Below are 23,802 nucleotides of genomic sequence, written 5' to 3'. Positions count from 1 at the left end.
AAAAATAATATAATTGTTATGACCATTGGAGATTTGCAAAAAGAATTTGAAAAAATTTACCATAAACAACCGGAGCATATTTTCTTTTGTCCGGGCCGCGTAAACCTGATCGGGGAACATATTGATTACAATGGCGGACAGGTAATGCCCTGTGCCATTTCTTTGGGGACCACGTTGCTGGTGGCGAAAAATGAAGACCGGAAATTCCGTTTTCACGCACTGGATTTCCCCGAATCTGCGGAGATCGCTTTTAGCCAGGATGGATATAGCAAACAGGGACCGGAATGGTTTAACTATCCGCTAGGTGTACTCCATGAGTTTCAGCAAAAGGGCAAGGAGATCACGGGGCTTGATTTCCTGTTTTCGGGTAATCTTCCCATTGGATCCGGACTATCGTCCAGTGCCTCGATTGAAGTATTGACCGCCTTTGCATTAAACGAAATGTTTAACGGCGGACTTTCAAAAGTAGACCTGGCGCTGTTGGGTAAAAGAGTGGAGAACGATTTTATGGGACTCAACAGCGGTATCATGGATCAGTTTGCTGTGGCCGTAGGAAAGGAAGCGCATGCTGTTTTATTAAATACCGATACGCTGGAATATGAATACCTGCCATTTGAGATTGGCGATTATGTACTGGCGATCATCAATAGCAATAAACCCCGCAAGCTGGTAGAATCCAAATACAACGAACGCTTCAGCGAATGCCGGGAAGCATTGAAACGGCTGCAGGACAAATTTCCGGTGCAGCACCTGGTAGAGATCAGCGTGGATGATTTTGAACAAGAAAAGGGGCTGCTAAATGACCCGGTACTGGAAAAACGGGCCCTGCACGTGATCACAGAGAATGAGCGGGTGAAAAAAGCAAAGGATGCGCTTACCAGCGGTGATATCGAAACATTTGGAAAATTGATGTATGCTTCGCATGATTCACTGCAGCAGCTGTATGAAGTATCCGGGATCGAACTGGATAGCATAGTTGATTTTTGCAGAACCTACGAAGATTGTATCGGTGCACGCATGACCGGCGCCGGTTTTGGTGGTTGCGCCATTGCACTGATCAAACAGGAAAGCTTTGATGATTTTGCAGAAAAGGTAACAGCGGCGTATGAAGAAAAAATAGGCTATAAGCCGGGCGTATTTTCCTCTGTGATCGCAGAAGGAGTACGTACGTTAGTGTAAGAAATGTAGTGTATAAAAGGGGCTGTATCAAAGCTGTTTACATCGCATTGTCATGCTGAACTTGTTTCAGCATTATAGTAGTAAAGCGGATCCTGAACCAAGTTCAGGATGACATTCCAGAATGACCTTGATACAGCCTTTTTTTTGCAGTATATTAAGCGGTGCCGCATATGGACCGGTACCGGAATTTGCCACAGGCAGCAGGCCTATTTCAACACCCACTGTTTATACCTGTCCAGCGCCTCCATATAATAATAGTCGGCATAAGACAGCGATACATTTACTTCCGATTTTCCCGGCAAATGCCCAACACTCTGCGTGAGGATAAATCCCTTGCTGCCGCCCGGCTTGGATTTATAGATGGCGGACATTGAGCGGATCATGGTTGCCGCGTTTGCTACGTAGGTTGCTTTTTGTTGCGGATTGCTGTATTGGGCCAGCTCCAGCAGGGCAGAAGCCATTACCGCTGCAGCAGATACATCCCGCGGAGCTGCTGGAATATCCGGTGCATTGAAATCCCAGTAAGGTACTTTATCTTTTGGCAGGTTCGGATGATTCAGGATAAACGCTGCGATCTTATGTGCATGGGCCAGGTATTCCGGCTTTTTTGTAAAACGATACATCATGGTATAACCATAGAGCCCCCAGGCCTGTCCGCGCGCCCAGGCCGATTCATCGGCATATCCCTGGTGTGTAACCTTCTTTAAAACCGCACCGGTAGCGGTATCATAATCTACGGCATGATAGCTGCTGCCATCCGGGCGAAAATGATTTTTTAATGTTGTGTTGGCATGGTTCTCTGCAATTTCGGCCAGCCGTTTGCTGCCGCCGTTACGGGAAGCCCATTCCAGCATTTCCAGGTTCATCATATTATCTATGATCACCGGGGCGTTGAATTTTTTACTTTTATTCCATGACTGGATGGCTTTCATCCCCGGTTTGTACCGCTTGGTGGCGGTTTCCGCCGCGGTAAGGATCACTTCTTTGTAATGAGGGGCTTTTGTAATGGCATAAGCATTGCCAAAACTGCAAAAGATCATAAAACCAATATCATGGTTCCCAGTGTAATATTTGATCGGTTCCTCTAGTACCAGCCGTTGTTTGGCTTCGGCCAGGATCTGCGGGTCCTTGGTTGCTTTGTAGATCAGCCATAGGGTACCGGGATAAAATCCACTCGTCCACCAATCGGTAGCAGAAGTTACCAGCTGATCTTTAGCCGGATCATAATTTTGGGGCATTTTATCGGCCGGTATATTTTTCATCAGCAATTTGTACTGACTGGCTGCAAAAGCCGCGTCTTTTTTAATAAGCGCTCGCATATCTTTTTGAGCACCTGCAGTTAAAAAACAACACATCAGCCCGGCAGCAATACCCAGTTTAAGAAAGCATTTCATTAACAGAAGTTTAAAAATTAAAAGATCAACGGGCAAAATAATAAAAAATAAAAGGTTCTGGTAATAATCCTGATTACTTAAGTATTTTTAGTTCCAAAACTGGAGTTATGAAACCGATTGCGCACATGATTTGCTGGTTGCTGTTTTTATTGGGCACCCCTGCTTTTTCGCAAAAAAACATGATGGACGGAGTATCCGGGAAGGCGCATCCGCGTTTGCTGCTCACCAATGGCGAAGAAGCACAGGTAAAGCTGGCAATGGATCGGAACCCGGACCTGAGGCGCGTGCACCAGTTGCTTTTGGATGCATCCGACCGCATCTGTGCCGCAGCACCACTGGAGCATAAAAAAATCGGGAAGCGCTTGCTCTCGGTTTCACGGGAAGCCATCCGGCGGATCTTTTTTCTTTCCTATGCCTGGCGGATGACGGGGAATAAAACCTACAGGGATGCAGCAGTACAACAATTATTAACGATCAGTTCCTTTGCAGACTGGAATCCCACACATTACCTGGATGTGGCGGAAATGACCATGGCGGCGGCTATCGGATACGACTGGTTATACAACGAGCTCTCCCCGGATGCGAGAACGAAGATCAAAGATGCGATCCTCGAAAAAGGGATCCGCACTTCTTTGGATTCGAAATATAACTATTGGCTCAGGGTTGAAAACAACTGGAACCAGGTTTGCAATACCGGGTTGGCTTATGGAGCCTGGGCCATTTATGAATCCGCACCGGAGCAATGCAGCCAGGTGATCCGCCGCGCTATTGAATCGATAAAGATCCCTATGAAACAATATGCACCGGATGGCGCTTATCCAGAGGGCTATGGGTACTGGAGTTATGGAACGACTTATAATGTATTTTTTCTCGATGCCCTCGAACAGTTAACAGGGAGCGATGAAGGACTGAGCGCCTTACCGGGTTTTTTGAAAACAGCGGATTATTTCCAGCATATGATCACTCCCAGCGGACTTCCGTTTAATTATGCCGATTCCGGTCCGGGTGCCGAATCCAACGGGGCGATGTTCTGGTTTGCAAAAAAATTAAAAAGACCTTCGCTGGCCTGGAACGAGTTGCAATACCTGCACAATGATAAAAACAAGCGGGCATTGGAAGGCGATCGTTTTTTACCAACCTTACTTATCTGGGGCAAACAGCTGGCGGCAGCCGGCGTTACCCCACCAGAGAAAACCTTCTGGGAGGGTGGTGGTGCCAGTCCCGTGGTAATGATGCGCACCAGCTGGACCAACCCGGATGCATTGTTCCTGGGTTTTAAAGCCGGTTCTCCCTTTGTGAACCATGCGCATATGGATGAGGGTTCTTTCGTATTTGAAGCGGAAGGCGTTCGTTGGGGAATGGATTTCGGCATGCAGAACTATGAATCGCTGGAATCAAAAGGACTGAACATCTGGCTGCGCACACAAAACTCCCCGCGGTGGACGGTTTTTCGCTATACCAATTATGCACATAGTACCCTTACGTTTGACGACAGTTTGCAACGTATGGAAGGGGTAACCGCTATTACCCGGTATGGTAACCGGCCGGAGTTCAGTTTCGCTCAGTCGGATCTGTTGCCCGTATACAAAGGACAGATAAAACAAGCGGTACGCGGAGTAGCTCTGAAGGATAAGGCGTATGGACTGATACAGGACGAGATTGAAACCGGCGATCATGCCGTAAATATGCAGTGGCGTATGTTAACCCCGGCCGATGTAGAGGTTAAATCATCCAACGAATTGGTACTAAAAAAGAACGGCAAAACGCTGCTGATGCAGGTTGTTTCCGATCAGCCGGTTACTGTAAAAACCTGGAGTACGGCGACCGCCACTGATTACGATGCGCCCAACCCGGGCACCGTACTGGTAGGCTTTGAAACGAAGCTTCCGGCATCCGGTAAAAAACGTTTTGTGGTGCGACTGGTTCCGGAAAATAATGCATCAAAGGTGGATGCCAAGATTGTACCGCTCAAGGACTGGAGATAACGATTTGGGCCGCCATAGAAGAGCTCAATCTGCTTTTAACGGGGGGCCTACTACTTTCATTTCATGATCTGCAAATACACCGGCGATGGCTTCTTTGGTAGGAGCGATTGCCCACTGGCTGGTTACCGCAAAGAAATCCTCCATACGGCCGGCGGGACAGTAGGAAACAATCACACTGGCCTTTTCCGTAAGCTGGATAAATGCGTGCGGCACCTGGCGAGGCAAAAAAATGGTATCGCCTGCGTGCATATCGTATAGATCGTCTCCCACCTGGAACCGGTATTTTCCTTCCAGCACATAAAACCATTCGTCCTGATTCAGGTGGATATGCAGGGGTGGTCCGCCTTTATAGGTGAGACTTGTTTGCTCAAAAACAGCCAGCCTGCCATCGGTGTCCTTACCCGATATTTTAATGTCCAGCCGGTTCAGGGTAACGCCTTTCATGTTGTAATGAACACCAAACCGGGCCTGTCCGGCGGGAACTTTAAACCCCTTTACCGTCTGCAGCACATGGGTGGCCTTTATCTTCATCCATGTGAAAAGCGGAATAGCTGTAAGCACTGCAGAAATAAAATAACTACGTTTCATAGCTGCGTGTTAAATGGTACGGAATGCAGGGCAGTAGGTCCGCGAATGAAGCCTTTGCCAAAATAAAGACCTACTGCTATTATAAATTTACACATTTTTAATATATATGGAGTACGTATTGCAACAACCCTAGGGATATGCACCCAAGCTATTGGATAATAAGTGCGAACTTTTAGTTACTGTTTTTTTATCAGAAGAACAACTTCCGGGAAGTTGCTGTGTCATTCCTGCATATAAATGCAAGCGTTCGCGTATTTTTGATTAGAAAAATGATTAAACCACCCTGCTCATGACTGATACCGGCATCATTGTGCTCCTGCTGATCCTGTTGAATATTCTTTTTTCCTACAAGGGATTTACCAATCGGACCTTTTTTGATAGTTATCAGTTTGAGATAGATCCAATACTGGTTCGCAAAGATTATAAACGTCTGGTTACATCGGGGTTCCTGCATGTTAGCTGGCTACATCTTATTTTTAATATGATCAGTCTTTATGCTTTCTGCGGGCTGATCGGAGATCACCTCGGTGGCCTGCGGTTCTTGATTATCTATTTTTCGGGACTGATCGGTGGCGGGCTGCTTTCTTTGCTGATCCACCGGCATCACGGGGATTACAGCGCAGTGGGCGCCTCCGGAGCTATTTGCGGGATCATTTTTGCGGCGATTGCCCTGTTCCCGGGTATTGGGATTGGTTTCTTTGGACTTCCATTCACCATTCCGGGTTGGCTGTACGGGATCCTTTACGTGCTGTTTTCCATTTATGGGATCCGCTCAGGTAAAAATAATATCGGACATGATGCACATTTGGGCGGTGGGGTCGTTGGCATGCTTACAGCTTTAGTGATGAAGCCGGATGCTTTTGTACACAACTATTTTACAATTCTACTGATTGCGATACCTTCCATTGCTTTTATCTGGATGATGATAAGAAGACCGGATCTACTGGTAGTAGATAATTTTTGGTTTAAAACCCACCATAAAAATTACTCCATGGACGACCGGTACAATGCGGAAAAGAATAACGCACAGCGGGATATTGACCGCATTCTTGATAAGATCCATAAACGGGGAATGTCCAGTCTCAGCAGGGCTGAGCTGGAAAAATTAAAAGAACATTCGAAAAACATACCTTAGGAGCGTTGTGGTAAAGAATGGTAAGCAGTACGTCTTAACGATGTTCCCCGGTAATTATCCCTAAATTTGAATAAACCGTAATACGATGACAAGCAGGAGCAATGCGGAGATGATGGAATTAATACTGGAGGTGGCAAAGGATCCCCGGATACTGGCCGTATTACAGGATGGATCGCGGTCCAATCCCAATATAACGCCGGATATCTTCCAGGATTATGATATCATTTATGTGGTAAATGCATTGCAGTCCTTTTTGCAGGATCATGGCTGGGTGGATGTATTCGGCGAACGGATGATCATGCAGCTGCCGGAAGCAATGGAACTGTACCCGCCTGCACCGGAACTGGAAGGCGCTTTTTCCTACCTGCTGCAGTTTAAAGATGGCAACCGGATCGATCTCACCATAGTGCCCCTGGATCGGTTGGAACAGTTTACCCGAGATAGTCTTTGTAAAGTGTTATGGGATAAGACCGGGATCTTTACGAACCATCCGCTGCCGCCTGCCAGCGATGCCGGATATAGGGTACAAAAACCTTCGGAACGCTCTTTTGTTGATTGTTGCAATGAATTCTGGTATACCAATGCCGGCTTGGCAAAAGGTCTTTGGAGAGGGGAGGTGATCCTGGCCCAGGAACTCATCAACCAGGTGATCCGCGGCGCACTCCTGCAAATGATAGACTGGTATATTGGTTGCCGGCATCATTTCAACGTAAACCCTGGGAAATTTGGAAAGCATTACCAGCGTTATCTCGAACCGGCTACCTATGAAAAGTTGCTGGCCACTTATCCGGTTGCGGATCTGGCGCAGATCTGGCAGGCGGTATACGCGATGCAGGATCTTTTCAGAAGTACCGCACAATTTATTGCAATAGAACTGGGCTACACTTACCCGGCAGACTGGGATAACAATGTGACTGCTTATATGCAACATGTACAACAGCTGCGGGGGAATGCGCTAGGAATCTACTAGCTATTTTCGATATCGATCACCCACAGCAGTGGCCGGTGATCGCCTCTAGTTGGAGGGGTTTTCCTTTATTCTCAGATCTGCGGGTGCAACCCGGAATGTTCTTCATTTTTGTAGTGTTGGGCGTTATTACGGTTAAAGGCGATACTAACTTTTTTTAATGGCCGCAGATGTACAGATTTTTGTGCCGGAGCATTTTACAGGAACGTATAAAAAAGAATCTGCGCATTGTGGATAAAATCTTTATGCGGTTGCCTGTTTCCAGAAAACGAGGAAAAGTACCTCCCCGCACAAAAGTCCTGCTTATCATTACCTTTTTTTTGTAGCGGGATGTTTCAAAATGTTATTACAAGCAGGCTTCCATACAGATATATGAAGCCGGTCGCTCAGGCCTTATGCAGCCAGGACGTGCAGGAGCAACGCTAATTAATAATAGCGCCTTTGTTATTGGCCAGCTTTTCCCGCCATTGACGCAGCTGCTCCGGCGTCAGCCGGTCCCAATCAGCCACCTCACCAGTGATCTTCAACGGCGCCGTACTGCGATACGAACGCGTAGGATTACCTGGAAATTTTTTATCGGTTACGTTCGGATCATTTTCAAAGCTGCCCGTGGGTTCTACGATATATACACGCTCGGGCCCGTTGCCCTTTGCCAGTGCGGCTGCCAGCCCTGCGCCATTGACCAGGCCCGTAAAGTAAATATGATTCATGACCACATCGCTCTGGTAATTGGATATGCCACCTGCTACGAGCAGGTCGCCCGGCTGCAGATCGGCCCGGGTGCCATGATAAAAAGGTCCTTTGTCTGGCAACTGTGCTCCGGCCAAGACAGCCAATCTGTGGTATTTCTTTTCATTGTCCGCATCACCCAGGGCTGTATAGCATTGTGCCATATTGGTGTACAGGGAGGGCAGCGCGCTCTTCACCGCATCGCTGTTAACACTTAGTCCATGCTCCAAAGCAGCGTGCAGCCAGGTTAATTTGTTACGGGCATCCTGTTGATGCCGTGCCACAAAATGCGCAGCGATAAATTTTTCAAAATCGTTGCCGGCTTCATTCCAGGCTTGCAGGAACACCGAAGCCGCGGCTTCGGACTGGTCTTTTTCTGCCAGCTCCATGCCCTGCATGCAGCGTTGTATAACGGGGTTGTTGGGGTTGAATTCCATTCGATTATTTTTGATTGAGTTGATCTGTTTTATGCTGCATGATCTCCAGTGCTTTTATAAAATACGTTTCCAGGGTCTTTAACCCTGCAGCGGAAAAAGAAGCGAAAAGTCGGTCCGTATCGTCCTGGAAATCCTGGTACAGCGGTTGCAGCAATGCCCGTATTTTATCAACATCAGGAACGATGATGATCTTGCGTCTGTCGGTCTTATCGGGTTGCCGCTTCAGCAGCTTCTTCTTTTCAAACCGGTCTACCAGGCCTGTTACCGCGCCGGTGGTAAGACCGGTAATATCGGCCAGCTCGCCCGCCGTCATGGAGCCCTGCTGCAGCAGGAAGCCCAGGTATTTGTGATCGGTGCCCGACAGCCCGGCCTTACGCCCCACGGCCTCGTGCATGCGGATTGAGGCATAGGCATATTGCTGGCTGAGCTTTCTTAACTGGATGACCTGGTTCTTCATTTTATCTTCCAAACTAATTATCTTAGTTACAAAGATAAAATAAATTTTCGAAAAATGATCAAAAAAATACGATAGGAGGGCAGTGCTGAAAGGAAGCTGCCATGAATGAGTAGAAGGTTATGAGACTTCTTTTGAGGGCCGCGTAACGTCGAAGCGTTCATGAGTATTATTAAAAATAAATAAAAAGATAGCGAATAATCCACCTGTAGTCCTCGCTCCGGCTAAAGCCGTGGCTATACATCCGGGCTGTACGCGATAGCATTATAGTACCGCCGGCAGTGCATTATCCGGCTGCGAAAAATTACCATTAAACGATTATTTTTATCGGCAAAATGAAGACCCCATGGCTAAAACAGACTTCAAAACGATTGACGAATACCAAAACACCTTTCCCGCAGCGGTGCAGGAACGCATGCAGCAGATTCGCAGGATCATAAAAGAAATGGCGCCCGAGGCGGAAGAAGTGATCAGTTACCAGATCCCGGCCTTCAGGATCGGCAAACAGTTCCTGATTTACTATTCGGCCTATGCCAAACATATTTCCCTTTCCAGCCCCTGGAGCCCGGCATTGCTGAAGGAATTTGAAACCGAGCTGGAAGGGCTGAAGGTATCCCGGTCTGCCATCCAGCTCCCGTCGGACAAGCCGCTGCCCACAACGTTTATAAAGCGGCTCATAACGTTCCGAAAAAAAGAATGCGAGGCTAAGAAGTAAAATATCATTATTAAAACAACCTGTAGTCCCGGTCATGTAAAACAGCGTTTCGTTTTTCTTTACCGGGTATATGCTGTAAAAAGGTCACCTCAACTACAGGCTGTAGAAAAAGCTGCGCAGCTCGCCTGTCCAGTCTTCGGGCACTTCCAATGCAGCAAAGTGACCGCCCTTTGGCATTTTATGAAACCGCTGTACATTGGCCATACGTTGCGCCCATTCTACCGGCATGGGTGCTTCGGCAGGGAAGACGCTTACTCCTGTAGCTGCTTTCACATACTGCGCCGATGGCGACGGGGTACCGGACCAGGCGGCACGCGCATTTTCCAGGTAACTGCGTACTGATGTATTGATGGTCTGGCTGACCCAGTAAATCATGATATTTGTGAGCAGCTCATCTTTGGTAAAGCAGGTTTCGATATTGCCGCCATTGTCGCTCCAGCTGTAGAATTTTTCCAGTATCCAGGCAGCAAGTCCCACGGGCGAATCGTTAAGGCCATAGCCCAGGGTCTGCGGCTTGGTGGATTGAATCATGTTATAAGCGCCTTCGGTATACCACCACTGCTGTATGTAGCGACCAAATTCCTGCTCCGGCGCCGACATTGTGGCCCAGTCTTCCTGGCCGGTGGGATATCCCACATCGGTAAGATGGATGGCACTTACACGATCCGGCTGCTGGTTGGCCAGCGACTTGGTAACGATGGCGCCGATATCGCCGCCGGCCGCCACGTATTGCTCATAGCCCAGCACGTCGGTCATAAGCTTTGCCCAGAGCGCCGCTACCTGGTCGGTATTGAGCGCCACCTTATCCGAAAAGCCAAAGCCGGGTAAAGAGGGAATAATGACATCAAAAGACTGGCCGGCTGGGTCGGTCAGCATGGGGATCGCTTTATAAAAGCGGTAAAAGCTGTCGGGCCAGCCATGGGTAAGCAGCAGGGGCCTGGGGTTGGGACCTTTTCCTTTTACATGAATGAAGTGGATACCGGTGCCATCGATCTCGGTTTTAAAATGGGGCAGGGTATTGAGCATGGCTTCATGGCGGCGCCAGTCGTAAATCTTTTGCCAGTATGTTACCAGCTCTCTGAGATAGGCGGGATTGGTACCGTAGTTCCAGCCGGCATCGGCGGGCTCGTCGGTCCAGCGTGTTTTTTGCAGGCGTTCCTGCAGATCGTCCAGTACGGATTGGCTTACTTCGATACGGAAAGTGTTTGCTGTGCTCATACCTTTTTGTTGATTGTTTTAAAGGATCAACAATGCAAAGATGCATACAGTAAGGCCGTTCAGACAGGTACAAAGGACGGGGAAAATGGTAGTTTTTTCGGTTTCTGCCATTTACAGCTTTTTATAGGCGGCAGGGGTAAGTCCTTCCCATTTTCTAAAGGCTTTGGCAAAATAGGAGCCGTCTTCATAACCCAGGGTATAGGCTATTTCCTGTACCGACATGGTGGTTTGCCGCAGCAGGCTTTTGGCTTCCATGGCGATGTATTCGTCTATAAGCGTCTTGGCAGGCTTACCCAGCTGGGCCTGCAAAACCTCGCTCAGGTATTTGGGAGTAATATGGAGCTGCGCTGCATAAAAGCCGACATCCTTCTGCGCGGCAAAATGCTGTGCCAGCAACTGGCGGAAACGGGCGGCCAGCTGCTCCTGGTGCGAGCCGCAAGCCTGTGCCTTACCGTGCTGCAGGTTATGGTATTTTTTAACGAGCATCAGCAGGGCATATACCAGGCCGGCGATCACCTCCTTATCCTTGTCAAAGGTTTTGATCGTACCAAACAAGGTGGACAGCTCCGCTACCTGCTCCGGAGGCAGTGCAATAACATGATTGCCACCGGGCATAAAAAAGGGCAGCGATTTAAGAAAAGACACCCTGAGCGTGTCGGAAAACAGCGCTTCGGTAAAATAAACCGTGTCGTGTACGGCGGTATAATCGCCCATCCAGTGGCATACAATACCGGGACCAATCGTGGTAAGACTGCCGGTTTTGACCTCGTAATCCATACTGCCGATCCGGAATTTATCGCCGCCGCCGGAGTACGTGATGCCGATGCCATAGGTAAACGTGCGGAAGGGAAAGCGCACGCGGGCATCGCGGTAGGCATCTTTGTCCGCCAGCAGGTAGGGCACGCTCATGTATTGCCGCTGCTGCTCTCTGAGATAATCAAAAAGATTGAAAGTTTTAAGATGGAGGTTCTTGAGCATAAGATGACGTTAAAGTCAGACGACTGATCATACTAAATACGCATCAAATGTAAGATAAATACGCTGGCAGTTTATTTCAGTTGTTACCGGTATCCAAACCTGCTTCTCTGCCGTAATAAACCGGTATGGCGAGTAATACAAAACTGAGCATGCTGCTGAGGGTCCTGAAAAAGTGAAACTGTTTCCAGGTAGTTCTTAGCGCTGTCCAGTTATCCGGAATCGTGGTCGGGGTCCAGGTTTTAATCTGGTTATCGATCGGCACTTCAACAATTAAGGTGATCAGCAGGAAAATGATCATAAATATAAATGAAGCTGCAAAAAAATAAATGGCAGGCTTTTGTTTCCGGGAACTAACACCAAGCAATAGCCGTACCAGCAAGGTTGCAGGCATCAGAATCCGCATAGGGAAAGCCACATTGGCAATAATGGTTTGGCCAATCCGGATAAAACGATCGGGAGGAAACGTTTCCAGGCTACGTGTAAGGGTGAACCAGGTGCCCCAGAACACTCCGGTAACCGGTATACCAGGAGCCGGGCTGTTTTATACTACGTATATAGTAGAAATGCAATCAATTCTTTCTTAAAAATCGTACATACAGCCGATTGCACACTTTGTATAGTTAATTCAACTTTGCACGCTCCCTTTAGACCTAATGTCGAATATGATTAAAATAATAAAATGAATCATTTACTCATAAAATCAAAAAGGCAAGGGAGCTGGACTCATACAAACGATATACTTTTTGCGTCTATTGAATGGCTTGGCAGGCAGGGCACACAAAGGAGCATTGATACTATTCATCCTGAAAAATCCAAAACTCTCCCAGGAAAAGTCAGAGAAAGTTGAAAAGTAATATTCCAGGCAGCGTTAAATAATCAGGTATTATAAAGGAGGCAACGTCTTTTTTCAGATCCCATATCATTCAAAACTTAATCTTTCCCCTAAGATGACAAAAAAAATACATTTTCTATTATTCGCGGTGGCGCTGTCGACAGCTACCGGAAATTTACATGCACAAACATTAAAACTGGCAACCGGTGGAACCGGTGCAAATAAAGATAAGATTTACTGGTTTGATTTTACAGGGGTAAATATGGCTGCCGGCGAAAGCACCTCCAAGACTTATTCAATTAATGGTATTTTGGTTACCGTAATAATTGATAACGTCCGCTTCAGCGGTGAAACGAATACCACCTTTTATCCCGGAAGTAGCGCGGCTAATGCAAAATTACAAGGATATGTTCCTGGCACCTGGCCCGGGGATGGACTGGACGATCTTTATAATATTGGAGGAACAGGAACATCAAATACATTGATAAATGCATTAAGCACGAATTGGGTAGGTGGCGGCTTTTCAGACACCGCCGGACTTACCGCCAATTTTAGAGTACGGGCATATGCCACATTAGGCGGCCAGCCAATTAGTCTTGGACTCGTGTTTAGCAGTGCTGAGGATGATAGCGGTGTTACATCGACAGGCAATCCTGAATATACCCAAGGAACTACAAATGGCACTGAATGGCGATTACTGGAAGGTGTCATTAATACCAACACAACCAGCCGACAGATTGCCTATTCAAATTCAAACCGTACAGCGAGGATGCGGATGGGCGGAACCGGTGCTCCAACACCATCTACAGCAAATGTTGCATTGCTGTATACCTCACTTCAAAACACCAGTAGCTCCAATCCGATGGCTGTTGATCTGCAGATTTTTGGAGCCGGTCGTTCTGCAGAGGCACTGGGTTTGATCATTAATCAGGATTTTGGGGATGCTCCGGTGTCTTACGGCCTGGCAAGCAATTTTTTCTTCCCGGTAATCACCGGAGGAAGCAATAATCCTCCCGCATCGGGCGGGATGGTGTATTTATCTTCTGGAACTGGCGGAGGCTCACCGATTATTACTGCGGGAACCCTAACACCACCGCAAAATCCGAGACTGGGCGCGATCGGGGGTGATAACGAATCAGTGGCCAGCACAGGCAGTACTGCTACAGGAGATGATTTAGATGGCACAGATGATGAGGATGCCTTCCCCTCCGGGCTTGGAGCTATTAACCTGGGCGGGGGCAGTTCTTATTCGTTAACAATTCCGGCTTTTAAAAATACAGATGATGCTACTACTCCGGTTTATATTATGGCCTGGATAGATTTCAACGGCGATGGCATATTTAGCAGCACTGAATATACTACAACTTTATTTACCACTAATAATAGTACGGTAAATGTGCCTCTTATCTGGGATTTGTCTTCCACACCTGTGAGCACCATGATACCTTATGCCCGCTTTAGGATATCGCCCACTGATCCTCGCGCTCTGGCGGATAACCCCAATACATTTGTGGACGAACGCAGTTTTGTGGCGTTAGCTGATGGGGAGACAGAAGATTATTCTTACCCGGCTGCGCTACCTGTAACATTCGGTACCATCAGTGCAGTCCGGAAGGGAGATCTGCTTATGATAAACTGGAGTAGTCTGAAAGAAACTAATAATAGTTATTTTGCTATAGAGGCCTCTAATGATGGTACCAATTTCACTCAAATTGGCACAGTGCACACAAAGGCGGATAATGGCAATTCAAGTGTAGAAATGGATTATCATTTTCAAACAACATTTCCCGCGACTACCGTATTTGTATTCATTGCCTTTGGAATGTTACTACCGGCCATTAAAAAAAGAAAATGGACTATGTTTTGTACGGCACTAGTGGCAATGATCTTGATAAATGCATCCTGTAATAAAAATTCAACTATTATTGAAAGGGAAGCAAGTGCTAAATTGTTTATCCGGATCGCCCAGGTCGATATCAACGGCAATAAATCGTATTCTAAGATTGTGTCAGTAATAAACGAAGCGCAGTAACTGGTCCGTTTTAACCTTTACAAATACCGCAAAGCGTGTTTCCGGTGGTCTTGAAAAAGACCGCTGGTTTTCGCTTTTTTTAGCAGGAGGGGAAGATCCGTTACCGGCATTAACGCATTTTGAACAAGGCATTTTCTATGAGAACTACCCGGTGTTGTTTCTACTTCCGCCGGTCATTATTAAAATCCGGCAGGCTGTTTTAAGCACATTTTACCTTGTAATGCTTTCCGGCTTTTAATCAGGAACAGCGATGTTTCGAACAATAAAGGCAAAAGGAACGTAATTTCTTAAACCAGTTTAATGTATACAAAATGGATTGCTGGTTAACTTTACGGAAAATTACGGACATATGGGTACCCGCGTTACCACCTGCACTCAACTCTTTTTAAGACTCGCTATTTCAGGTGCTTTCCTGTCGGCTGTAGCGGACCGGTTCGGCTTATGGGGCAAACCCGGCAGCCCCCGCGTGGTTTGGGGCAATTGGGAAAATTTTCTCAGCTATAGCAACGCTGTAAATTCCTTTGCAGGACCTCAATTGAACAGCCTGCTGGCTATTACGGCTACAGGCCTGGAAATACTGTTGCCCTTATTACTGATAACGGGATATAAAATCAGATGGGCATCCATTGCAACTGGTGTTTTATTATGCTGTTTTGCAGCTGCCATGACCTATAGCTTTGGCATTAAGCCCAGCCTGGATTATTCTGTATGGACAGGGGCTGCTGCCGCTTTTTTACTTGGCAATTTCAGCCGGTACGGATACAGTATCGACAATCGGATCGCCAATAAAAAAAAGATGGCAGTATCCCTTTAAGCCGCGACTATCAAACGGGAAAAATGAAATTCGGGAAATGGGTGCATGTATCTTTTGGGAGTTAGTAGCTATTCTTTTATGAAAGGTAACCTGATATTAGTGGTCTCAGTGAAACGCTGGGTTCTCAAAATTATTCAATAGAAGCACTCCGCTGTAAGTATTTCTCGGTGTATCCTGCATCAACCGGGTCAGGATTTATCCGGTCCTGCTACCGGTACGCAGACCTGCTTCTATGCCGGAACAAAACCGGTAAGGCGAGTAATACAAAACTGAGCATGCTGCTGAGGGTCCTGAAAAAATGAAACTGTTTCCAGGTAGTCCTTAACGCTGTCCAGTTATCCGGGATCGTGGTCGGGGTCCAGGTTTTAATCTGGTTATCGATCGGCACTTCAACAATTAAGGTGATCAGCAGGGAAATGATCATAAATATAAATGAAGCTGCAAAAAAATAAATGGCGGGCTTTTGTTTCCGGGAACTAACACCAAGCAATAGCTGTACCAGCAAGGTTGCAGGCATCAGAATCCGCATGGGAAAGGCTACATTGGCAATTATGGTTTGGCCAATCCGGATAAAATGATCGGGGGGAAAGGTTTCCAGGCTACGTGTAAGGGTGAACCAGGTGCCCCAGAACACTCCGGTAACCAGCATAACCAGGATCAGACTGCAATACCACCAGAATTTTTTCATGGCTTATTTTTTGAATGCGTTAGGCAACACGTTGTTTCAAACAATAAAGTTATTGCATTTTGCCAGAAAATCCTATAGCTGTATTTTACAAAGAGGATGCTGCTTTCCGGCGCCGATCGCCCGGAGGTGGTTCAATGGAGCAAGCAGGTTATCAATACAAGGTTTATGAATGACCGGGAACGGCCTGGAACTATTTTTATGCTTCTGTAAGGCAATAAGGTATTCGTTTTCAGAAGTGCAACATTTGTAATCAACTACTTCCTTAAGATCTTCTCCATGGCCTTACCCTTGGCCAGTTCATCAATCAGTTTATCGAGGTAACGCACTTTCCGTATAAGCGGGTCTTCTATTTCCTCCACCCGGTAGCCACAGATCACTCCCGTGATCTTTGAAACATTCGGATTCAGTTGCGGCGCCTGCGCAAAGAAATCTTCAAAATTTGTCTTGTTGTCAATCTGGGCTTGCAATGTTTTCGAATCATACCCGGTTAGCCAGCAAATAATGGTATCCACTTCTTCTTTTGTACGGCCTTTTTTTTCCGCCTTTTGAATGTAAAGCGGATAAACGCCGGCAAAGGCCATCTTGTAAACCCGGGCATTATTTGCATTATTCATGTCAGAACGTATTGATGGTTAAAATTTCAATCAGCACTGCAGGGCAAGGGCAACGCGCCCACGAGTTGCAGGTTTGTCAAAATTACGTAAATAGATGCACCGGCAACTGATCATTACGCTATTTAAAAATGCACATCGTTTTCCCTTTATTTTATCCAGTCATATACATACCCGGCTACTTCCTCCCAGTTTTTATCGCCGCAGATAAAATGTCCCCGGCTTTCAAAAAGTTTAAAATGCGTGATGCTGCAGCCTTTACCCAGGTAATAGGATCAAAACCTGCATAGGGTTCACCGCTGATTTGCCACCGCGGCAGGCCCGGTGCCGCACCAACAAAAACAGTATGGCCGTTTAACAGGTAGCGTCCGTCTAAAGCCCTTCCATATAAAAGACGTTAAACCGGTGTCCGTCCGGATCTGCAAAAACAAAGCCGTAATACCCCGCTCCAAATGCTTCCGGGGGAGACACTATTTTTCCGCCCGCGGGCTCCACTTCTTTTGACCAGGCATCCACCTCATCCTTGCTGCCGGCAGAGAGTGTACATATAATTTCGTTGGCGGTCTGGGCGTCGGCTATTTCACCTTTCATGCCCGGTTTGAGTGCATCTCTTAAAAAGAAATGAATGATAAAATCATTTTCACCAATAATAAAACTGGTTAGTGCATTATTGGGAGTGCCATTGGGCTTAAATCCCAATTGGGTATAAAACGCGGTAGTTCGCTCCAGGTCGTTTACGGCCATATTGGCCCATATCTTTTTTGGATTCATGTGTTTAATTTTTCGGGGCTTATACGTCATGCGCTATAAATCGGCAGCCCCTTATTTATATATTAAATTGCTTTCACAAAACTACTTCAAAGCCTGGAGTATCAAACAGTGCAAAAACGGCATTTGACGGGGGGATTTAAGACAATCCGGGCAACGGCATGCCATGCATAAGCGAAGTATGTAATATTAATGATACAAGAAATACCGCAGAACCAGGAATAGGAGGTATGCATACACGGCAGCCACGGGCAGGGCATAATACCATCTTTGTGGCAGTTTTTGTTTGTATCGATCCTTGCCCTGATTTCTTTGATAACCGCGGGGGGAATCAGCTTAAGGGTAGCCCTGATGAGTAGTGGTACAATGATCAGATCATCCAGCAGGCCCAGTACGGGGATAAAATCGGGGATCAGGTCTACCGGGCTTAACACATAAATTACGGTTAGCGCTGCCAGCAGCTTTGCCACCAGCGGGGTACGCCGGTCGTGCAGGGCATAGTAAACCGGAACGATCTCCCGCTTTACCTTTCTTACGCGTTCCTTCAGCTTATTAAACATACCACTTGTTTATATGGCAACTGAGGCGCTGAAATACGGAGCTTTATATTTTCCTTTCTAAACCGGATCTGCAACCAAATAGATCTGCGTTCCTTTTGTACACGGTATTAAGATGCCCCTTATTAAACAAAATAATAGCTTCTGTGCGGCTGTGCCTTTGTGACGCCCACGCTATCAATCGATCTTTTCAAAAGCAGTAAAGGGATGCTTGGGCTCATAATAGTTCCAGATAATGCTTGCGAGTTTCCGGGTTAGTACTTCTGCTTCGTTATTATCGGTCCAGCTCCGGTCCTTATTATTTTTTGTCAAAATGCAAAAAACAATATCGCCTCCGGGTGCATTTATCAGCACCACTTCTCCACGTGCGTCATCCACCGATCCGGTTTTACAAATCGTACTTACCGTTGCCGGCAGCTGCGATAAGGAGCGGCCATTATAGAACTGGTTTTTCAAATAACGATACATCTTATCGGAATGCCGGGCATCCACCACCTTGCCCTGCCGGATCAGCGTAAAAAGCTGTGCCATTTCCCTGGGTGTGGTTTGCCCCCAGCCGTATTTCTTCCAGATGTCCTGGCGGCCCGCCGTACGGGAGTTCACTTTTGTGTTGGGCAAGCCCAGTTGATCCATGATCGTGTTGATAGCGGCACCACCGCCAGCCAGCTCCTGTAACCAGATGGACGCCACATTATCGCTGTATGTAAGCATCAGGGAGATCATCGTCGACAGATCGGTACGGGCACTATCTTTGTAAAACTGCATCAACCCCGAGCCGCCATACACCCGTTTGGCATCATACACAAACTCCTGCGACAACTTCAGCTCATGTTGTGCAATCTTATTAAAGATACCTGCCAGGATGGGCACTTTTACAATACTGGCCGTGGGAAATACGGTATCTGCATTGATGGCCACTGACCTGTTTTTCTTCAAATGGTGCACGTACACGCCAATATCCCCATGAAAGTCGCCGACCGCCTGTTCAATACGCGTTTTTAATTTTTTGTCTTCCTTTTGAGCGTAGGTTAAAGTATACATGAAGAGCAAACTTGCAAGCAGGATATATTTTGACATGGTAAACCGGTTTTGACAAATATAGGAAAAGTCCGTTCCGCGTACGGAGTACAGAACGGACTTTATTTTAAAAAGGACCATAGAATACCTGAAAGCAGGGCAACTGCAACTCCTTCCGCCACATATCCACTACCTGATCACGATCATCAAGAACCAGGGAAACATGATACCGGCCTTCTATTTGTTGTTTGAACAACTCTTTCTTCAATACGCTGTCCTTTATATAGTTTCCGGAAGGGCGCATCCACAAAGCATCGAAATGGATAGCGTGTTTCTTCAAGAAACGAAGTGTTTGTTGCTGGTATTTATCTTCCCTTCCCGAAACCAGTAAAATATGATGCCCGTTCTGTTGATAAAAAATCAGTGTATCGGCAACTGCTTTGTTCAACCGGTCATTCTCGCAATCGGAAGCATCAAACGGATCCCGGTGATCCATTAACGCTAGGGTTCCATCCAGGTCACAGATAACGGCCCTGGGAAGATTTATATCCTGCCTTTTAACCGTATTACACATCCGTTGACGATGCCTCACAGAAAGATCAAAATTGGCTTTCAATTTTTCGAGAGCATCTGAATGACGACTGATTGCTTTTGGCGGTATCCATTTCCCTGTTGCTGCTTCCCGCTTTTTGCAGCGCAACAACAGCTCCGCTTGGGGGATATCGAAAACCTTAAACGCAATATCTGCCAAATGTGCGAAAGCAGCTGTATATTGTTCCAGATATTCCGCCTTGGTATGTGTTGCATCCACCAGCACATTCATTTTTCTCGTTAGCGTCTTTTCAATCGTTGCAAATATCATTTCCGTAACAGCTGCTTCCATTTCATCGGAGAGAAATGTTTGCGAAAATTGCATGGTACGGAAATCATCCCTGCAAACGCGTACCCAGTTTATGTGTGTTCGCACATGATATTTTGCAAAAGTGGTCTTGCCGCTGCCAGGAGCACCTATAAGTATCAATAGTTGCGGGTTTTTATTTTTCATGCTAAAAAAGTTAAAAGATTTTATAACGCGTGGTCCAGCCTGCTCTCTGTTGCTTCTTCCAGGATCCGGTCGAGCATCAGGTTTTTATAATAATAGTTCTCCGGGGTAATTTCGCTATAGGGTACCAACAATAATTGATAATTGATTGCCCAGTCATTAATGGAGCAGGCTAGTTTACCGCGGATATTCCGCTTTTTGACCTGATGCTCCAACTCATGCTGAAAATGTACCCCATATATCATGGTCAGGTAGTTGTTATTTCTTACTTTGAATGCCGGCGGTAATCCCGTTGCAAATGCCTTAAGGGGTTTAATAACGATACCTTCTTCCATTTCCTCGCTCAGGGATGTAAACCATTCATAAATACCAGTCGCACTTTCCGCTATTTCCAGCTCAGAATTTAGGTGTAATACCTTCATTTCGTCATCATTGATTTGCTGATAGGTGCGGTTATCATTCGGTATTTCCTCTCTTCCGGTTGCATATATCTTTTTTAATATATTGAAAGGCTTAAAATACAGTGCCGCTTCCTTGCCATAATGCGTAACCTGGTTTTCAAAAATGTGGACCCCTTGGGTGTATTGGGTTATGTTTGGTATATCAAAGTCCCGCAATGCCTCATACTGGCGAATAATGTGAGCCGGGTATTTCGCTTTAAAAGCGGCCGGTTTCAATTCCATACTATCTTTGTCAAATGTGGTGTATGCTTCGCCCGATTTGACGCTTAGGATCTTATTCATCAAGGTGGATTCCCGGAAAAATGACAGGCGTTCTTTATGTGCATTTAGATAAGCTTCGAATTCTTTTTCAATCAGCCCTTTTCCCAGCACATTCCAGGGTAATAACTCTGCCTGGATAATGACGATCTCCAACTCTGTCCAATCGAACCGGTCATATAACCCTTCACAAGCTATTTTGGCTTCTGTAAGATTTATATGTTCTATTTTATGCCCGTTCCTGCTTACAAAGTAGGTGTCCTCAGGGTTCTTATGCAGGTAAATGTCACAATATGAGCCCATATACTTCCTTTGTATTACCACATCCTGTACTCCGTTCCTTAAATAATAGCGCAGTCCCTCATAAATACTTTCAATTTCATTACGTTCAACTGATTTGGGCGCAGGAGCAATGGTAGGAGAGAACGCATTGATTTTATGCTGTGCCATCCAGTCGATCCTCGCTCTTATTTTTCTAAGTTCCTGAATTTTATCGTTGCTTTTCATCTTGTATCTTTTTTTTGATAATTGCCAACTGTGTAGGACAAATGCCGTTTAGCTCATCGCCAACCTGCATGTAGGTTACCTGTATATCCGCTCTGTTTTCCGTGCATGCTTCAATAAACAAACGGAATTCTTCACCCGTAAATTCGAAATGATGGTCCTCGTGACGGAATCCGTTTTCAAAATAGAACTTATTAAACGCTGCGTTTGGAGTGGAAATAACCAACTTGCCAAAGTCAAATAACAAAGCCCTTTTCACCAGCGCTGCAGATACTTCGGGGGCATTATGTTCTATAACCTCTGACATAATGATATTTATCCGCTCTTTAGGTAGCACTTCATCAATACGGGTATAAAAAGAAAGGTTGTCCGTATTCATCCTGTTCATAATATTTTCCCCCAGCCGCCTTAGATTTTCATCCCGGTCTACCGCATAGTATGAATGCGCAAATCCTTTGTTTGTAAGCTGTTTGTAGTAAGCGAACTCACCACAGCCAATATCCAATACCGCATGATCTATCCCGATTTCACTAGTAATAAATCCAAGCCGCGACCGCTGCGTGTCCTCACTGGTAAGATTTGCGGCAATGCCATATTGGGCCAGGTAGGCTTCTAAAACAGGTTTCACCAGCGTAAACTGGGCGTTGTTCTTTACCGCTCGCTTTATAAACAGATACAATACAAAATAAGGCACCTGTTCCAGGTTAGTAAGTACGCGTAAGTATTTTTGCGCAAAGGAATCATCAATGAATGTGTTAAATGCATCTACATTGGTCAAGTGCGTAAACAGTGCTGTAAGATTCAGCAAATTCATTGCTTCAAACAAAGTGGAGGCGGTTATCGTAAGGTAGTAATTATTACCCACCATCCGTTTTACATCGATCCCTTTAAAATATCTTTCTAAAAGGAAAACACCATTGCGATACCAGCTCGAATTAATATAAAATACAGGCACCTGTATGGTACAGGGTTGTGTATCTGCCTGTCCTCTTGTTAACCCGTTAAGCCATTTCATTTCCTGTGCCTCGTATTCGTTTTTTTCTTTCAATACATGACCAAATAATTCCGTGCAGCTGTTTAAAACGGCTAACGGATTACATAGACTCTGGAAATCCAGCTGATTGCCGGTTTCTTCCGTAAAGCCGTTACTCATGTCCTGAAACAACACTTCATACCGATGCGCTGAAACTACGTTGCCAATAACAATACCTGATTTTAGCGGTTTGGCATATAAACCCTCATCTGTCTGTGGATTTTTATGCAGCAGGTCAGCCAAATGGTCATTATTACTGTAGATTTTTAAAATCATACCCTTTTATGTTTTGTTGAAACAAAGATGTTAGCAGTACTACGCAATGTATTTGCGCAGTAAAAAATATTTCCCGATTTTTATAAAAAAAGAGCGATGGCGATCAATAAACTGGCATTAATCCGTTATAAGATCATTGATGACTGTTTACGCAACAGAATGCGGAAATGGACGTTGGAAGAGTTGATCCATACGGTATCCGAAAAATTGTATGAACAGGAGGGTGTTGAAAATGGGGTGAGTAAACGGACCATTCAGGGCGACATTCAGATCATGCGCAGCGATAAACTTGGCTATAATGCGCCCATAGAGATAGCTGAACGTAAATATTATTATTATACGGATGAAGGCTATAGTATTACCAAAGCACCTATGAACGAGGTGGACATGAACCGCCTAAAAGAGGTAATTGAGCTTTTGAAACAGTTTAACGCCTTTCAATACCTGGAGGATATGGGAGAACTGGTGGCCCGATTGGAGGACCGGCTTTACAGTTCTGCGGGGCAAACAGTTAGTTATATTCAATTTGAGGCAAACGCCCTTCTGAAAGGGCTGCATTTTATTACGCCGCTTTACCAATCAATCCGGAATAAAAAAGCATTAGTCATCACCTATCAGTCGTTTAAGGCTTTACAGCCGGCAACGGCGGTATATTATCCCTACCTGCTGAAGGAATACCGCAACCGTTGGTTTCTTATCTGTCGGAGTAAAAAAGCAAGTCATCTGCTAAATCTGGCACTTGACAGGATCATTGCCCTGTCCGATGTACCGGGAGAGCCTTTTGTGGAGCATACCGGTGTGGATTGGGACCGTTATTATAACGACCTGGTTGGGGTAACAAAAAACCAAAATGATCGTGCCCATAAAGTCATTATCCAGGTAAATAAGGCCAATGCTCCTTATGTATTAACAAAGCCGCTGCATCATTCTCAACAACTGCTTGAAGAAAATGACGAGGGCATCATTATCCGGATCGATGTGATTTTGAATTTTGAGTTGGAACGGGAGCTGCTTAGCTTTGGGGAAACCATTAAAGTACTGGCACCGCGTTTGCTGGCCGGGCGTGTGGCAAGGCGGTTGTTACAGGCAGCCAGGTTATACGGAGGTATTTGATCTTTGGTTGGAAAACG

The 23,802-nt window shown here is 46.0% G+C and carries 23 protein-coding genes; 8 read left to right on the top strand and 15 right to left on the bottom strand.

Going from position 1 to position 23,802, the window contains the following annotated elements:
- The first annotated feature begins 18 nt into the window (after positions 1–18).
- On the top strand, positions 19–1,179 hold the full coding sequence (locus LQ567_RS03140; protein ID WP_231002645.1) for a galactokinase: 1,161 nt from the start codon (positions 19–21) through the stop codon (positions 1,177–1,179).
- A 206-nt stretch (positions 1,180–1,385) separates the two neighbouring features.
- Here the strand turns inward: LQ567_RS03140 and LQ567_RS03135 are convergent, their stop codons facing one another.
- On the bottom strand, positions 1,386–2,573 hold the full coding sequence (locus LQ567_RS03135; RefSeq protein ID WP_231002644.1) for an AGE family epimerase/isomerase: 1,188 nt from the start codon (positions 2,571–2,573) through the stop codon (positions 1,386–1,388).
- Positions 2,574–2,680: 107 nt separating this feature from the next.
- Between LQ567_RS03135 and LQ567_RS03130 the strand changes: the two genes are divergently transcribed.
- Positions 2,681–4,558, top strand: a complete 1,878-nt coding sequence (locus LQ567_RS03130; RefSeq protein WP_231002643.1) for a heparinase II/III domain-containing protein — start codon at positions 2,681–2,683, stop codon at positions 4,556–4,558.
- 24 nt (positions 4,559–4,582) lie between these two features.
- Here LQ567_RS03130 and LQ567_RS03125 read toward each other — a convergent pair whose 3' ends face one another.
- On the bottom strand, positions 4,583–5,146 hold the full coding sequence (locus tag LQ567_RS03125) for a cupin domain-containing protein (RefSeq protein ID WP_231002642.1): 564 nt from the start codon (positions 5,144–5,146) through the stop codon (positions 4,583–4,585).
- Positions 5,147–5,435: 289 nt separating this feature from the next.
- Here LQ567_RS03125 and LQ567_RS03120 point away from each other — a divergent pair, with 289 nt between their 5' ends.
- A complete protein-coding gene (locus LQ567_RS03120; protein WP_231002641.1) occupies positions 5,436–6,281 on the top strand; it encodes a rhomboid family intramembrane serine protease in 846 nt (281 codons plus the stop codon).
- Between the two features lie 85 nt (positions 6,282–6,366).
- Positions 6,367–7,251, top strand: coding sequence for an aminoglycoside 6-adenylyltransferase (locus LQ567_RS03115; protein ID WP_231002640.1), 885 nt, complete (start codon positions 6,367–6,369; stop codon positions 7,249–7,251).
- A 419-nt stretch (positions 7,252–7,670) separates the two neighbouring features.
- Here LQ567_RS03115 and arr read toward each other — a convergent pair whose 3' ends face one another.
- Together arr and LQ567_RS03105 are read right to left on the bottom strand one after the other, a co-directional pair.
- Entirely contained in the window at positions 7,671–8,075 is a 405-nt protein-coding gene (gene arr, locus LQ567_RS26250) for an NAD(+)--rifampin ADP-ribosyltransferase (RefSeq protein WP_394800342.1), read from the bottom strand.
- 343 nt (positions 8,076–8,418) lie between these two features.
- Positions 8,419–8,883 carry a MarR family winged helix-turn-helix transcriptional regulator gene (locus LQ567_RS03105; protein WP_231002638.1) on the bottom strand — a complete coding sequence of 155 codons (465 nt, stop codon included), beginning with the start codon at positions 8,881–8,883 and terminating at the stop codon, positions 8,419–8,421.
- Between the two features lie 331 nt (positions 8,884–9,214).
- Between LQ567_RS03105 and LQ567_RS03100 the strand changes: the two genes are divergently transcribed.
- On the top strand, positions 9,215–9,583 hold the full coding sequence (locus LQ567_RS03100; RefSeq protein ID WP_231002637.1) for an iron chaperone: 369 nt from the start codon (positions 9,215–9,217) through the stop codon (positions 9,581–9,583).
- A 93-nt stretch (positions 9,584–9,676) separates the two neighbouring features.
- Here LQ567_RS03100 and LQ567_RS03095 read toward each other — a convergent pair whose 3' ends face one another.
- From LQ567_RS03095 to LQ567_RS03085, 3 genes are all read right to left on the bottom strand, one after another.
- Positions 9,677–10,801 carry an epoxide hydrolase family protein gene (locus LQ567_RS03095; RefSeq protein ID WP_231002636.1) on the bottom strand — a complete coding sequence of 375 codons (1,125 nt, stop codon included), beginning with the start codon at positions 10,799–10,801 and terminating at the stop codon, positions 9,677–9,679.
- Positions 10,802–10,912: 111 nt separating this feature from the next.
- A complete protein-coding gene (locus LQ567_RS03090) occupies positions 10,913–11,779 on the bottom strand; it encodes a helix-turn-helix domain-containing protein (RefSeq protein WP_231002635.1) in 867 nt (288 codons plus the stop codon).
- A gap of 76 nt (positions 11,780–11,855) precedes the next feature.
- Positions 11,856–12,287 (bottom strand): DUF1772 domain-containing protein, encoded by a 432-nt coding sequence (locus LQ567_RS03085; RefSeq protein WP_231002634.1) that lies wholly within the window; start codon positions 12,285–12,287, stop codon positions 11,856–11,858.
- Between the two features lie 439 nt (positions 12,288–12,726).
- On the opposite strand from LQ567_RS03085, the gene LQ567_RS03080 reads away from it, so the two are divergent.
- Together LQ567_RS03080 and LQ567_RS03075 are read left to right on the top strand one after the other, a co-directional pair.
- Positions 12,727–14,643, top strand: a complete 1,917-nt coding sequence (locus LQ567_RS03080; RefSeq protein ID WP_231002633.1) for a CshA/CshB family fibrillar adhesin-related protein — start codon at positions 12,727–12,729, stop codon at positions 14,641–14,643.
- A gap of 349 nt (positions 14,644–14,992) precedes the next feature.
- Positions 14,993–15,457, top strand: coding sequence for a DoxX family membrane protein (locus LQ567_RS03075; protein WP_231002632.1), 465 nt, complete (start codon positions 14,993–14,995; stop codon positions 15,455–15,457).
- Positions 15,458–15,665: 208 nt separating this feature from the next.
- Here the strand turns inward: LQ567_RS03075 and LQ567_RS03070 are convergent, their stop codons facing one another.
- The 8 genes from LQ567_RS03070 to LQ567_RS03035 all read right to left on the bottom strand — a co-directional run bounded on the left by LQ567_RS03070 (position 15,666) and on the right by LQ567_RS03035 (position 22,672).
- Positions 15,666–16,145, bottom strand: a complete 480-nt coding sequence (locus LQ567_RS03070; RefSeq protein ID WP_231002631.1) for a DUF1772 domain-containing protein — start codon at positions 16,143–16,145, stop codon at positions 15,666–15,668.
- 254 nt (positions 16,146–16,399) lie between these two features.
- The gene (locus tag LQ567_RS03065; RefSeq protein WP_231002630.1) at positions 16,400–16,759 is read right to left on the bottom strand and encodes a DUF2200 domain-containing protein; all 360 of its coding nucleotides are present in this window, start codon (positions 16,757–16,759) and stop codon (positions 16,400–16,402) included.
- 369 nt (positions 16,760–17,128) lie between these two features.
- A complete protein-coding gene (locus LQ567_RS03060) occupies positions 17,129–17,527 on the bottom strand; it encodes a VOC family protein (RefSeq protein WP_231002629.1) in 399 nt (132 codons plus the stop codon).
- Positions 17,528–17,628: 101 nt separating this feature from the next.
- Positions 17,629–18,084, bottom strand: coding sequence for a YkvA family protein (locus LQ567_RS03055; protein ID WP_231002628.1), 456 nt, complete (start codon positions 18,082–18,084; stop codon positions 17,629–17,631).
- 174 nt (positions 18,085–18,258) lie between these two features.
- Positions 18,259–19,158: a serine hydrolase gene (locus LQ567_RS03050; protein ID WP_231002627.1), complete on the bottom strand. Its 900-nt coding sequence runs from the start codon at positions 19,156–19,158 to the stop codon at positions 18,259–18,261.
- A 67-nt stretch (positions 19,159–19,225) separates the two neighbouring features.
- Entirely contained in the window at positions 19,226–20,143 is a 918-nt protein-coding gene (locus LQ567_RS03045; RefSeq protein WP_231002626.1) for a phosphatase domain-containing protein, read from the bottom strand.
- Positions 20,144–20,163: 20 nt separating this feature from the next.
- Positions 20,164–21,366 carry a DNA ligase-like domain-containing protein gene (locus tag LQ567_RS03040; RefSeq protein ID WP_231002625.1) on the bottom strand — a complete coding sequence of 401 codons (1,203 nt, stop codon included), beginning with the start codon at positions 21,364–21,366 and terminating at the stop codon, positions 20,164–20,166.
- Positions 21,350–22,672, bottom strand: a complete 1,323-nt coding sequence (locus tag LQ567_RS03035) for a class I SAM-dependent methyltransferase (RefSeq protein WP_231002624.1) — start codon at positions 22,670–22,672, stop codon at positions 21,350–21,352. The genes LQ567_RS03040 and LQ567_RS03035 overlap by 17 nt, the downstream gene beginning before the upstream one ends.
- A gap of 96 nt (positions 22,673–22,768) precedes the next feature.
- Between LQ567_RS03035 and LQ567_RS03030 the strand changes: the two genes are divergently transcribed.
- Positions 22,769–23,785 carry a helix-turn-helix transcriptional regulator gene (locus LQ567_RS03030; RefSeq protein ID WP_231002623.1) on the top strand — a complete coding sequence of 339 codons (1,017 nt, stop codon included), beginning with the start codon at positions 22,769–22,771 and terminating at the stop codon, positions 23,783–23,785.
- Positions 23,786–23,802 lie beyond the last annotated feature (17 nt).

Source organism: Niabella pedocola (genome assembly GCF_021044425.1).
Taxonomy (GTDB): Bacteria; Bacteroidota; Bacteroidia; order Chitinophagales; family Chitinophagaceae; genus Niabella; species Niabella pedocola.
This window is presented reverse-complemented; position numbering and strand designations above follow the sequence as displayed.